At 37.4% G+C, this 12,988-nt stretch carries 11 protein-coding genes; 5 read left to right on the top strand and 6 right to left on the bottom strand.

What is annotated here, in order from left to right; all coding sequences use genetic code 11:
• Positions 1-5: 5 nt before the first annotated feature.
• Both ACMAWV_RS12235 and acnA read right to left on the bottom strand, forming a co-directional pair.
• Positions 6-830, bottom strand: coding sequence for a methyltransferase family protein (locus tag ACMAWV_RS12235; RefSeq protein ID WP_412470304.1), 825 nt, complete (start codon positions 828-830; stop codon positions 6-8).
• A 150-nt stretch (positions 831-980) separates the two neighbouring features.
• Complete coding sequence (gene acnA, locus ACMAWV_RS12230; RefSeq protein ID WP_412463377.1) at positions 981-3,608, bottom strand: aconitate hydratase AcnA; 2,628 nt, start codon at positions 3,606-3,608, stop codon at positions 981-983.
• Positions 3,609-3,807: 199 nt separating this feature from the next.
• On the opposite strand from acnA, the gene ACMAWV_RS12225 reads away from it, so the two are divergent.
• The 3 genes from ACMAWV_RS12225 (at position 3,808) to ACMAWV_RS12215 (ending at position 6,523) form a co-directional block, all read left to right on the top strand.
• Positions 3,808-4,011, top strand: coding sequence for a hypothetical protein (locus ACMAWV_RS12225; RefSeq protein ID WP_103217955.1), 204 nt, complete (start codon positions 3,808-3,810; stop codon positions 4,009-4,011).
• Positions 4,012-4,026: 15 nt separating this feature from the next.
• Positions 4,027-4,398, top strand: a complete 372-nt coding sequence (locus ACMAWV_RS12220) for a hypothetical protein (protein WP_103217954.1) — start codon at positions 4,027-4,029, stop codon at positions 4,396-4,398.
• Between the two features lie 181 nt (positions 4,399-4,579).
• Positions 4,580-6,523, top strand: a complete 1,944-nt coding sequence (locus ACMAWV_RS12215) for a hypothetical protein (RefSeq protein ID WP_412470305.1) — start codon at positions 4,580-4,582, stop codon at positions 6,521-6,523.
• Here the strand turns inward: ACMAWV_RS12215 and ACMAWV_RS12210 are convergent.
• The 4 genes from ACMAWV_RS12210 to ACMAWV_RS12195 form a co-directional block, all read right to left on the bottom strand.
• Positions 6,520-6,789: a cupin domain-containing protein gene (locus ACMAWV_RS12210; RefSeq protein WP_412470306.1), complete on the bottom strand. Its 270-nt coding sequence runs from the start codon at positions 6,787-6,789 to the stop codon at positions 6,520-6,522. The genes ACMAWV_RS12215 and ACMAWV_RS12210 overlap by 4 nt on opposite strands.
• Positions 6,790-6,916: 127 nt before the next feature.
• A complete protein-coding gene (katG, locus tag ACMAWV_RS12205) occupies positions 6,917-9,043 on the bottom strand; it encodes a catalase/peroxidase HPI (RefSeq protein ID WP_368667184.1) in 2,127 nt (708 codons plus the stop codon).
• Positions 9,044-9,264: 221 nt separating this feature from the next.
• Positions 9,265-9,852, bottom strand: coding sequence for a hypothetical protein (locus tag ACMAWV_RS12200; RefSeq protein ID WP_412470307.1), 588 nt, complete (start codon positions 9,850-9,852; stop codon positions 9,265-9,267).
• Between the two features lie 6 nt (positions 9,853-9,858).
• Positions 9,859-10,380, bottom strand: a complete 522-nt coding sequence (locus ACMAWV_RS12195; RefSeq protein WP_103217949.1) for a peroxiredoxin — start codon at positions 10,378-10,380, stop codon at positions 9,859-9,861.
• Between the two features lie 124 nt (positions 10,381-10,504).
• On the opposite strand from ACMAWV_RS12195, the gene ACMAWV_RS12190 reads away from it, so the two are divergent.
• Positions 10,505-10,987, top strand: a complete 483-nt coding sequence (locus tag ACMAWV_RS12190) for a methylated-DNA--[protein]-cysteine S-methyltransferase (protein WP_103217948.1) — start codon at positions 10,505-10,507, stop codon at positions 10,985-10,987.
• Between the two features lie 33 nt (positions 10,988-11,020).
• On the top strand, positions 11,021-12,964 hold the full coding sequence (locus ACMAWV_RS12185) for a methionine--tRNA ligase (protein WP_412470308.1): 1,944 nt from the start codon (positions 11,021-11,023) through the stop codon (positions 12,962-12,964).
• The last annotated feature ends 24 nt before the right edge of the window (positions 12,965-12,988 follow it).

The following is a 12,988-nucleotide window of genomic DNA, read 5'->3' as shown; positions in this document are numbered from 1 at the left end:
ATTTACTATGCTGCTTTTTTCGTTTCATCTTCACCTTTCTTTTGTTTATTTTGTTTATTTTGTTTAGACTCACTGGCCTTGATATCATTTGGCCCAATCATATCAAAAGTAGGAACAATTGTTTTTACACGACTTCGATAATCCATGTATCGCGTCCCCCATTGCCTAACAAGATCCCTTTCTTCAACTGAAACGCCTGCGATAATATAGGCAGAGAAAATTCCGCTAAACATAAGATGATCAACTGTCATTTGAGGAGTAAACCACATACCGATAAGTGCACCTGTCATGATTGGGTGGCGATCAAAACTGTACATCCAACTTTCTTGAAAAGGCACACGATGAAGCGGCTTGCCTTGATAATAGTTATAAGTTTGCTCAAGACCAAACAGTTCAAAATGATTTAAAGCAAAGCTTGCAACAAAAAGGTAGGCCCAACCAGCAACACCGATACTCATAATGAGAGTCGAGGCAATTGAGTTTTCAATATTCCACAGAACAACTCCATTTTTAGGCCAAAATAAAATAGCACAATGAAGTGTTATACCCGACATCAGAACATAGAGCGATCTCTCTGCCGCAGCTGGAATATATTGATTAATAAATCTTTTAAATGTCTGCCTTGCCATTACTGTATGCTGGATCGCAAATAAACTAGTAAGCCCGATGGCAATTGCAAAGGCACTTCCCACAGAGTCTGTTGTATAGTTTACAATTCCATACTGAAAAGGAATTAGCCCCAGCATACTACCAATCCAACCGACAAGCGCAGAAAAGCCTACTAAGTAGCTAATCACTCCGAATGTTAAAACACCTGTTTTGTTCGTCATATTATCCTTCCTATGTTGTTGTGAGTTTCTTCATTATAAATTGAATAACAACACGGAAATAGAGAATCAAAACGGCCAGCGTGATAGACGTAAACACCTAATAGCAGAGCAAGTTAAGTCAAATTAGTAAAAATTAGTTTTTCTAAAAAATCATTTACTCTGCATTTCCCTAAGAACCATTTGTAAAATTCCACCATGAGTATAGTAGTCAACTTCAGCTTGTGCATCGACTCTTAAAATAACATCAAACACTTCAATACTTCCATCATCACGCTTCATTTCTATGCTTAGTTCTTTACGTGGACTGATACCTTCTTCAATACCTTTAATCGTAAATGTTTCTAGACCAGTAATCTTTAAAGTTTTAGCACTTTGACCTTCTTTAAACTGCAGCGGTAGAACTCCCATACAAACGAGATTACTGCGGTGGATTCTTTCATAACTTTCAGCTAAGACGGCCTTTATCCCAAGTAATGTCGTTCCTTTTGCTGCCCAGTCTCGAGAACTTCCCGAGCCATATGCACTACCTGCAATGACAATTAAAGGAATATCATCTTCTTGATAGCGCTTAGAAGCATCATAAATACTCATCTGTTCACGACTTGGTAGATGTGTTGTCCATGGCCCTTCTGTCCCTGGGGCCATATCATTTCTCAATCGAATATTTCCAAAAGTTCCACGAATCATTACTTCGTGATTACCACGGCGTGAACCAAAGCTATTAAAGTCTTTTTGTGAAACACCTTGCTCCATTAAATACTTTCCGGCCGGAGAATCCTTTCCAATTGTTCCGGCAGGTGAGATATGGTCTGTCGTTATAGAATCTCCAAGTAAGCACATGACTCTTGCTTCATTGATATTCTTAAGAGGTGCTACATCTTTTGGTAAATTTACAAAGAAGTCGGGCTCTCTAACGTATGTCGAGTTTGTTTGCCATTCAAATAGATCACCTTTTGGTACGGCCATACTCTTCCACTTATCATCACCTGCAAAAATTCGTCCGTATTCATACTCGTATTGCTCTGAACTTACTGAAGAAGCGATCAAGTCTTGAATTTCACTTGCTGTCGGCCAAATATCTTTTAGAAAAATATCTTTTCCATCTTTATTTTGCCCTATTGCTTCAGTTGATAAGTCACAAAGGAAAGTTCCTGTCAGAGCATAGGCTACACAAAGAGGTGGTGAGGCCAGGTAACTTGCTTTAATTTGACTATGAACTCGTCCTTCAAAGTTTCGATTACCTGATAAAACAGAAACTACCGCAAGCTCATTCTCATTAATATCTTTTGAAACTTCTTCAGGCAGTGGCCCAGAGTTTCCAATACATGTAGTACAACCATACCCTACTAAGTTAAATCCAAGTTTCTCTAAATATGGAAGTAACCCTGCCTTTTTTAAATAATTTGTAACAACACGAGAACCAGGAGCAAGAGAAGTTTTAACCCAAGGTTTTGTACTAAGACCTGCTTCAACTGCCTTCTTTGCAACAAGCCCTGCGGCAAGCATGACTGAAGGATTTGAAGTATTTGTACAACTAGTTATCGCTGCAATTGCAACATCACCATGTTTAATAACTTTTCCCTCATTTTTTCCAACTTTAAAATTATCATCAAATGATTTACGAGCATCATTAAGATTAACTCTCTGCTGAGGTAGTTTAGGGCCGGCAAGACTTGGCACAACACTACTTAAATCTAAGTCTAAAACTTCAGTAAACTGAGGCTCTCTATCTCCATCATTTCTAAATAGGCCTTGTTCTTTTGTGTACTTTTCAACCAACTCTACTTTATCACCTCGACCTGTCATAACTAAGTAATCGAGAGTCACTTGATCCACTGGGAATAAAGTTGCAGTTGCACCGAATTCTGGTGACATATTTGAAAGAGTGGCTCGATCTGCAATACTTAAACTACTTAGGCCATCTCCGAAAAATTCAACAAACTTCCCAACAACACCGTGTTTACGAAGCATTTCAGTAAGAGTTAGTACTAAATCAGTAGCAGTTGCTCCAGCTGGCAATGTCCCTTTTGTACGAATACCGATAACAATTGGTGCAGGTAAGAACATTGGTTGTCCAAGCATTGCCGCTTCTGCCTCAATTCCACCAACGCCCCAACCAAGTACACCCAATCCATTAATCATTGGAGTATGTGAGTCAGTCCCCACTAGAGTATCAGGGATCGCCCATCCATTCTTACTCTGAACAACATGACCAAGGTGCTCAAGGTTTACCTGATGGCAAATCCCCATACCAGGAGGAACCACTCGAAAATCTTGAAATGCCTGTTGGGCCCAGTTTAAAAGAGCATAGCGTTCTGCATTTCTCTCATATTCAAGCTCCAAGTTCTTTTCATATGAATCAGCATGCCCGAAATTATCAACTTGGACAGAGTGATCAATAACTAAATCAACTCCAACATATGGATTTACTTTTTTAGGATCTCCCCCTGCTCTGGCCATTGCACTTCTCATTGCGGCCAAATCGACAACGGCCGGGACCCCAGTGAAGTCTTGCATAAGAACTCTTGCAGGCATAAAAGCAAGAGAGGCTTTTTTATCATAGCCACTGCCCCATTTTACGAGAGCTTCAACATCAGTGAGTTTAACATCTTTTCCATCTACTCTTCTTGCAATATTCTCAAGAAGAATTTTAATTGTATGAGGAAGTGTTTCAATATTTACGCCATACTTTTCACATAGATTCTTTAAACTTATGTAAGATAAGCTTGTATTTTTTAATTCTAAAACTTTTTCAATTTCTTTGATCTTATTTTCCATAAAAAATCCTTGGTATAGATTTAATTAAGTATATTTAAATATCTTAGTGATAAACTTGGTTATCAAATTAGTTTAAATGGTTTTTTCAATATTTTACTTTTCGGATAATCACTTATGATATTAAATTTTTATAGTTTAATGAATTTACAATTAAATGTTAGAATAAGAATAATTAACTACATTTTATAAAGGGATTAATATGAGCTATGACTTACCTCCACATAATGTTGGTGTAGAAGAGTTTAAAGGAAATAAAATATTCAAAATTTATAAAGTTGATGAAGAAGGCAACGAACTTGAGAAGTATGGTACGGTAATGAGTTTCGGCTTAACTAAAGCGAAATACATTCTTGAGCATGTTGATGAAATCAAAAAATTTGTTGATACATTTTCAAAAGAATAAAACAAGGAAGTTTAAATGAAAAAAATTATTTTTACCTTAATGCTCACTATGCCTATCTTTGCAGGTGAATGTTATAAATCACTATGCCAAGATGATAAGGTTATGGATGTCTTTGGTTGGTCTGGATACGTTGTAAGCTTTGATCAATCAAAAGATATGGTTGAGGTAGAGCTTACTCATGGGCCAGGTACATACTCATTTCCATATTCAGAACTAGGTAAATCAGTTGAGTGTTTTGAAAAAATTTGCGTAGAAGATAAAGTTATCGACAAGTACAACGAAGTCGATATTGTTCTTGAAATTTATACTCATGGCAAGGCCAGAGTTTACTCACCAGATCGTGATGGTGAGTTTATCATGGATACAAAAACACTAATCAAATACTAGAAAGTGATGTCATTCTGACCAGGCAACTGGTCAGATCACTTAATTTTTCTTAAGTTTCTTACTTTTGACAGAATCATCCTAAAAATTCATCTATCATATTTGCAAATAATAAATTGAATCACTATAGTATTTCTAAATTGACTTAGGGATAAATTAAACTTGTAATACATAGGATAGTAGTATGAAGTACGTTTTATTCCTTGCCATCTTAGCGCAAAGTTATTCATTCGCTTTTTCTCACGAAAGCACTCTAAATAATGAATTAAAATCATTATTCAATGGATTCAAAGAAGACATTATTTTCAATATTAATAAAGAAGTTAAAGAAAATTTTAACAACAAAGAAATTGGCAGTAATTTAAAACTTATGAGTGCCAATATTGCTGAAACAAATATTCTCGACTTCCCAATAGAATTCTATGAAATTACGGATAATAAAATTGTTGTTGGTATTCCAGATTCTAATAAATGGAAATTAAAGCTAAGAGCTCGTTTAAGATACAAAACAAAATGGTTTCGCATGACAAAGCTTATTAAGCTAAATATCAAAGAGCTAAAGTTTAAATACGTTATCAATTATGACAGAGATGAAAATAGTGTTATCAGAGTTAAGTCAATTGATACTATCGACAAGAAATTAAAACTTGATCTTAAAGCTTCAAATGTACTTCTAAACGGAGTACTTGTTGCGACAAAAAAAGTTCTAAAAAAGAAAATCAACAAATCCTTTGATAAATTATTGGCGCAAGGTAGTGAACAATTAAAAACAGTATTCGTACTAAATGAGCGCTTTAGACAAGCAACTCCTGAACGCCTAAAAACTCCTCCACTTTATAGCTTTTCAGATCTAGAGGACACAATTGAAAATATCGAAGACAAAATAGCAGAAAAACATTTAATTAATGGTACTGTTCTCAATTTAATTTATGATCAAAATGATTATATTTCTTGGTTTGATGCTTATGGGCCAAATGGTATTGGAACAAAAGGAAATGTAGTTGGTTTTGGAACTTTTTCAGATGCTGCGATTTGGAATGGTGCCTATCTTGCATCTCAAGCTTTTCGCTATAGTGTTTCTCAAAATGAAAAAGCCTTAAATAATATTAGAATCAATCTTGATGGTATTGGAAATCTATTAGGAGTAAATGGGTTTACTGGTTTACTTTCAAGATCTGCACAACCCCTTAACAGCATGGCCGGTCGTGCTTTGATGGCCAATAGAGACCCTCTAGATTATGAAATCGTCGATTACAAAGGTGAAAAATGGGTAAACCATCACGAGAAGAAAGGTATTACAAGAGATCAATACACAGGAATTATTTTTGGACTTACGATCGTCTATGATCTTATTGAAGACGAAGAGATTAAGACAAAAGCTGCTTCATATTATCGCATGATGCTTGATTATCTTATTCGTAATAATTGGACAATTTCTGAAGACCGTGAAATCAGCATCACTCCTGCAAAAGTAATTGCTCCAACTGTCTGGTTTGGAAGTCCTGAGCAGCAACTTAATATGTTATTGATTGGACAACATATGTTTCCTGGACAATACACACAAGAACTTAACCGCATGTCTGAATTAAGTAAGACTGCTTATATTTTTCATAATATTACAGCAAAAGATAATGTTAATAAGTATTATAAATTCAACTTACTTAATATGCACTTCTACAATTACTTTAGACTTGAAAAGAACCAAGAGCGCCGTGCAGATATGCTTAGAAGCTATAACGTTATTAAGTACAGCACAGGAAATCACGACAACTCTTTCTTTAATTTAATTGAATACTCTTTTAATCCTGATGCGGTTTCGCAAGAGAAGATCACACGAATTCAAGAAAATCTTGTACGCTTCTTAGAACGCTCTCCAAGAAATGTAAGTGTTGTAAAACCACCACTAGAAGACATTGAACTTGTGCAATACCCTGAGTATGGTGGAAAAGGTTTCATGTCTATTTCCGCAGACCCACTTGATATCAGGCATCGCCATCCTGGTGGATCATTCATGTGGCAAAGAGAACCATACACTGTAGGCTATGAAAAAAGAGGTGCTGCTAGAGACGAGAACCCTGGCTACGATATCACTTTAATCTACTGGATGAGTAAGTATTACGGGCTCTAGCTATAAAATAGCATCAACTCCAAAACTTCATTTTCTGTCGGTACCATATAGTGAGACTTCATTCTATCAATAGTGATGAGGTCTCCTTTACTTACTTTAGTAATTTCACCCTCAATATGAATCGCTCCACTTCCTGATGTAATATAAACAACTTCTTTTTGCGGATGCTTATGAGCACGGCCCCCCTTTGAAAAAGAAAGGAAGTTCACTTCACTTACTTGACTAATATCTAACTTAACTAAATGACCAAATGATGTTTCTAACATGACGACTCTCCATGCTTAACATTACTTTGTGAGAGATTTTCTGAACAATATATAATCGGTATTTTTACTATTCCAGAGAGGAATCATAAGAACCTGACCGAGAAAGCTCGGCCAGGCATATTACTAATTAGTATTTTAAATCAAAACGATCTGCTTGCATTACTTTAGTCCAAGCCTTAACGAAGTCTTGCATAAATTTCTTTTGACCATCGTTAGCAGCGTAAACTTCAGCGACAGCTCTTAGCTCAGCATGGGAACCAAAGACTAAGTCAACAGGAGTCGCAGTGTACTTAACCTTTCCAGACTTTCTGTCCACACCATTGTATAGTCCAGGAGTACTTGATTTAACCCACTTATTGTCCATCGTTAGAAGATTTACAAAGAAGTCATTTGTAAGTTTTCCAGGACGACTTGTGAATACACCATTTTTAGATCCATCTGCGTTTGCATCAAGAGCGCGCATCCCACCGATAAGAACTGTCATTTCAGGAACTGTTAGACCTAACATATTTGCTTTATCAATAAGCATATATATAGGAGTTCTTCCAGACTCTTCTGTGTAGTAGTTACGGAAAGCATCTGCTTTTGGCTCTAAGAAAGCAAAAGATGTTACATCTGTTTGTCTCTGAGTTGCGTCCCCTCTCCCTGAAGAGAATGGAACCTTAACTTTGTTACCAGAAGCCTTCTCGATTGCAGCAGCTCCCCCAAGAACAATTGTGTCAGCTAAAGAAACTCCATGTCTTTTACTAATTTTTGAAAGCTTAGCAATCACTGCATCAACGTTTGAGGCCTTATTAATTGCCCAATCTTTTTGTGGGGCCAGACGAATTCGTGCACCATTTGCACCACCACGCATATCAGTTCCACGATAAGTAGAAGCTGAGGCCCATGCAGTTCTAACAAGATCTGATACAGACAGACCCGATTTTAAGATATCAGACTTAACTGCAGATGCTGTTGCATTAGAGATCTTCTTTCCTTTCGGAGTTGGATCTTGCCATTTAAAAGAAGTTTTTGGAACTTCCTTACCAATATAGCGAGCTTGTGGCCCCATATCACGGTGAGTAAGTTTGAACCATGCTTTAGCAAATGCGTATTCAAATTTCTTTGGATCATCTAAAAAGCTCTTAGAGATTTTTGCATATGCAGGATCTTCTTTAAGTGCAATATCTGTTGTGAACATGATTGGTGCGTGACGCTTATCTTTTATGTGAGCATCTGGAACCATATCAGCTGCGCCTTCATCAGTTGGAATCCACTGATGTGCACCCGCTGGAGATTTCGTAAGCTTCCACTCAAATGCCCATAGATTATCTAAGTAACCAGTTGTCCATTGAGTAGGTGTTGCATTCCAAGCTCCTTCAAGACCAGAAGTAATTGTGTCTTCTGAGTGACCCTTTCCACACTTGTTCTTCCAACCAAAACCTTGATTCTCAATTGGTGCTCCGGCAGGATCTTTTTCTAAACAGTCATCTGGTTTATGAGCACCGTGTGCCTTACCAAAAGTGTGTCCACCAGCGATAAGAGCAACTGTTTCTTCATCATCCATTCCCATTCTTCCAAATGTTTCACGAATATCTTTTGCAGCAAGTAATGGATCAGGATTTCCGTTTGGCCCTTCAGGGTTTACATAAATTAGTCCCATCTGTACTGCGGCAAGTGGTCTTTCAAGATCGCGCTCACCTTTATATCTTTTGTCACCAGCAAGCCACTGAGTCTCTGGTCCCCAGTAAACAAGATCAGCTTCCCAATCGTCTGTTCGGCCACCGGCAAAGCCGATTGTTTTAAATCCCATATCTTCAAGTGATACGTTACCAGCAAGAACCATTAAGTCTGCCCATGAAATTTTATTTCCATATTTCTTTTTAACTGGCCAAAGTAATCTCCTGGCCTTGTCTAGTGAAACGTTATCTGGCCAACTATTAAGTGGTTCAAAACGTTGTTGACCACCACCGCCGCCTCCGCGACCATCATGAGATCTATATGTTCCAACACTGTGCCATGCCATACGAATAAAAAATGGCCCATAGTGACCGTAATCTGCTGGCCACCAATCTTGGGATGTTGTTAATGTTTTTCTGATGTCTTTTTTCACTGCTGAAAGATTTAGTGATTTAAATTCTTTTGCATAATTAAACTTAGGACCTAATGGACTTGACTCGAGAGAGTGCTGCCTAAGTGGTGTTAAATCGATTCGGCTAGGCCACCAAAAGTTATTCGGCTTGGCTTCACCGCTTGCAAATTGCTGTTTCATATTATCATTTGAGTTCGATGCACAACTCAAAAGCGTTACTGCAGCAATTAACAAAGGTAGTTTTCTTTTCATATTTGGCTCCTTTGAAAATCTATGTTTTCGATGCAATCAGTATCGATGAAAGACAGGTGTAAAGATAATATATTTTGTCTATATCAGGATAGATTTTGACTATGGAAGCTCAAACTTAATTTTTCTTAACTATCACCGCAACAGGTCAATTAATTAAACAAGTATTCGAATTTATTGATATCTTTCGGAGGAAGCATAGAGTTGAGATAGTGACGATAGTGCTCAATATGGCTATTCATGTCGCTTATGAGGTAGAAGAATTTTTCTTTAAATTCTCGACATTTTAGATAGGTTTTCCATTCTCCACGCTCAAGAGAGTCTTCAACTTTTTTAAAAAAGTTGATCTGCATTTTCTTTAATTCTTCATTGTGAAAGAACATATGGCCATGCTCAAGATCATGTAGAAAAAACTCTAAACAATCTTCACGCATGAGTATCGGTTTAAAGTTTTCTTGCTCAATTAATGTCACAGGACGAATCCCCTGTGCCTGAAACTTTAAAACTTCATATGGTGATGGAATATAATCGAGAAGTTCAAACTCCCATTGATTATTCCCCCAATGCATTAGAGCATTGAGGGCCTTTGCTTTAACTTTTTTGAAGTTAAAAGTTTTTAAAATAGATAGGTAGTCTTCATGTGTTGATGCAGCCTCAATAGCAGCGGCCAATTTACGATTAGGATATTTCCTTTCGTGATTTACGAGAAAAAATAATAAAGCACTACTCGCTTGACTCATAAATGATTACTTTTTCGTTTTCTGCAGTTCAGCTAATTTCTTCGATACATGATCTGCATCTAACATTGGATCAACATCGCGATCAATTGCTACAATCTTTAAACTTGGATCAATAATAAAAGTCCATCTTTTTGAAATATTAAATACGGCCATCTTTGCACCAAACTTCTTTGTCACTTCACCTTTTTCATCCGAAAGAAGATCGAATTGCAGAGCATGCTCTTCGTGAAAAGCAGCTTGATCTTTTACAGAGTCCATACTGATCCCATAAACCTCAGCACCTAATTTTCTAATTGATTTAATGCTGTCGCGAAAGGCACATGCCTGCTTAGTACAACCAGGAGTCCCCGCCTTTGGGTAAAAGTAAAGAACAGTCCACTTTCCTTTGCGTGATACGATTGAAAAGTTTTTGCCTTCATGATTCTTTGCTGTGAATTCTGGCACACTTTGACCTAATTTAATTTCTTCCCCATGGGCAAAAGAGAACATGATACACATTGCAATAAATAAACGACTGATTACTTTCATAATTCCTCCAGAAATTAAAAATTGGTTAAGTTTATCTCTCTTAACTATATATACGCAATAAACTTCAAAACAGATCACATAAACATAAGTTCTTTTTAAGATTTGATAGTGCTATAATCACGGCATGACTGATAGACAAATTGAATTCCATTCAAAATTTGGCACGATTTATATTTGTGCTAATGAAAACGGTGTCTCATACCTGGGTTGGCAAGAGCAAGATTTTGATGGTCCTCATTACGAAGACGACGAGAGGATTGTAAAATATCTCAATGAGGCCCACGATCAACTTGAGGAATACTTTGCAGGTAGTCGTAAGAAGTTTTCAATTCCTCTAAGTATTAGCAAGGGAACAGATTTTCAAAAACAAGTTTGGGCCCAGCTTCTTGATATACCCTACGGTGAAGTTACAACCTATTCAGACATTGCAAATAAAGTTGGTTCCCCCAACGCTGTGCAAGCAGTTGGTAGTGCCAATGCTAAAAATCCAATTTGTTTAATAATTCCTTGTCACCGCGTCATAGCCAAGTCGGGCGAACTTTCAGGATACGTTGCAGGAGCACAAACTAAAGAGGCCCTTCTCAATCTTGAAGGTACCTTTATATAGACGAAAACGCAGGGCAATGCTAAATTATTCCCTATGAATAATGAAGTAAAAGAAAACAAAAAAGACATGCGTCCAAAGCAGGACATTCCAACAATCCTATCTCGTGTAAGTCGACCAAAGAAAGCTGTTATTACAGCAGGTATGCCATATGCAAACGGGCCAGTTCACATTGGTCACCTAGCAGGTGCCCACGTACCAGCAGATATTTACTCGCGTTGGATGAGGCTACTGATTGGTGATGATAACGTACTATTTGTTTGTGGTACTGACGATCATGGATCAACAAGTGAAGTAGCTGCAAAGAAACTTGGTAAAACAACACAAGAGTTCATTAGTGAGGTTCATGCAAAGCAATCTAAGACAATGGAGCGCTACTCAATCGGTCTTGATACTTATACAGGAACTTCAAGAGAAGAGAATTACGAAGCTCATAAAGAACTTTGTCAGGATTTTCTTAGAAAAATGCACGCTAATGGAATGCTAGATAAGAGAACAAGTCAGCAATGGTTTGATCCAAAACTTAATATGTTCCTACCTGATCGCTATGTTCAGGGTGATTGTCCAAATCCAGACTGCTCAAATACTAAAGCATATAGTGATGAGTGTGATGTTTGTGGCAAAAACTACGATCCACATGAGTTAAAGAATCCTGTTTCAGCTGTAAGTGATGCGACACCAGAGCTTAGAGATACTGATCACTGGTATCTAAATATGTGGAAAGTAACTGACCAACTTATTGAGTGGCTAAATACAAAGCAGAAGACTTGGAGAAAACCTATTCTTCAAGAAGCATTTGGTACAGTTTATCCATGTGTAACTTTCACAAATAAATCTGAGCCAGCATATAAAGAAATTAAAGAATCTCTTCCAACTCATAAAAGCCGTTATGCTCCAGGAAGAAAAGTTCTAGTTCAATTTGAAAATCTTGCAGATCTTGCAACAGGAAAGAAAATTCTTGAAGATGCAGGAATTGAGTGTGAGCTAAATGATGGTTGGGCACATAGAGCAATTACTCGTGATGTTTCATGGGGAATTCCTGTTCCGACAGATATTGAGCCAGGTATGGAAGGTAAAACTTTATATGTATGGCCAGAGTCATTAATTGCACCGATCTCATTTACAAAAGTTGCCCTTAAAAAGAAAGGACTTGATCCAGAACTTCATAAAGAATTTTGGACTGATCCAGAAGCAAAGGTTTTCCAATTCCTTGGAACTGATAACGTTTTCTTCTACGTTCTTATGCAGGGAGCGATGTGGTTTGGTGTTCAAGAAGACCCAATGAGACAAGCAGTTAAAGGTGAATTCCAACAAACTGATGTCTTCTCTAATTTCCACCTACAAATTAATGGTGAGAAAATGAGTAAGTCTAAAGGAAACTTCTACACAGGTGATCAGCTAATTGATGAGATGGGATATACAGCAGACCAAGTTCGCTACTTCCTATCAACTCTAAGTCTTTCAGAGAAAGCATCAAACTTTGATTTTGAAGTTTTCAAAGCAAAGAATGCATTCCTTGCAGGGCCAATGAACGCTTCATTTGAAAAACCAATCTCTGCTTGTCATAAGCAATTTGGTGGCGTGGTTCCTAAGGGTGAGCTTATTGGTAAGACAGAAAAAGAAACTCTTAAGATTGTTCAACAGTATACGAAATTCATGGAAAAGGGAGAATACCCAAAAGCACTTGGTGCCCTTGAAAACTATGCTCGTATTATTAACGGACTATTTAATACACACAAGCCTCACGATGACCGCTTTGATGAGAAAGAAAGAACTGATGCTCTTTATTCTTGTTTCTACATTCTAAGAAATATCTTAGTAATGCTTAGGCCATTTGCACCGGAGACAATGGAGAAGCTTCGCGTATCTTTAAATCTTCCTGAGAGTGTTTACTCGATTGATGAGCTTGCAAAAGAATTCCCAGAAAATCACAAGATTGGGGAACAAGCAGAATACTTCCCAGCAGTTGATGCTGAGTAGAGATAAAAGAAAAGGCCTCGTTTG

It is taken from the genome of Halobacteriovorax sp. RT-1-1 (assembly GCF_047085455.1).
In the GTDB taxonomy this organism is placed as follows: domain Bacteria; phylum Bdellovibrionota; class Bacteriovoracia; order Bacteriovoracales; family Bacteriovoracaceae; genus Halobacteriovorax_A.
The sequence above is the reverse complement of the archived record's forward strand: the minus strand, read 5'-3'. Positions and strand labels throughout refer to the sequence as shown.

Bases quoted from the DNA above. Each gene is read 5' to 3' on its own strand.
- ACMAWV_RS12195 (WP_103217949.1), bottom strand. From the start codon at position 10,380: ATGAAAGTAATCAGTCGTTTATTTATTGCAATGTGTATCATGTTCTCT.
- ACMAWV_RS12220 (WP_103217954.1), top strand. From the start codon at position 4,027: ATGAAAAAAATTATTTTTACCTTAATGCTCACTATGCCTATCTTTGCA.
- katG (WP_368667184.1), bottom strand. From the start codon at position 9,043: ATGAAACAGCAATTTGCAAGCGGTGAAGCCAAGCCGAATAACTTTTGG.
- ACMAWV_RS12190 (WP_103217948.1), top strand. From the start codon at position 10,505: ATGACTGATAGACAAATTGAATTCCATTCAAAATTTGGCACGATTTAT.
- ACMAWV_RS12200 (WP_412470307.1), bottom strand. From the start codon at position 9,852: ATGAGTCAAGCGAGTAGTGCTTTATTATTTTTTCTCGTAAATCACGAA.
- ACMAWV_RS12210 (WP_412470306.1), bottom strand. From the start codon at position 6,789: ATGTTAGAAACATCATTTGGTCATTTAGTTAAGTTAGATATTAGTCAA.
- ACMAWV_RS12225 (WP_103217955.1), top strand. From the start codon at position 3,808: ATGAGCTATGACTTACCTCCACATAATGTTGGTGTAGAAGAGTTTAAA.
- ACMAWV_RS12215 (WP_412470305.1), top strand. From the start codon at position 4,580: ATGAAGTACGTTTTATTCCTTGCCATCTTAGCGCAAAGTTATTCATTC.
- ACMAWV_RS12235 (WP_412470304.1), bottom strand. From the start codon at position 830: ATGACGAACAAAACAGGTGTTTTAACATTCGGAGTGATTAGCTACTTA.
- acnA (WP_412463377.1), bottom strand. From the start codon at position 3,608: ATGGAAAATAAGATCAAAGAAATTGAAAAAGTTTTAGAATTAAAAAAT.
- ACMAWV_RS12185 (WP_412470308.1), top strand. From the start codon at position 11,021: ATGAATAATGAAGTAAAAGAAAACAAAAAAGACATGCGTCCAAAGCAG.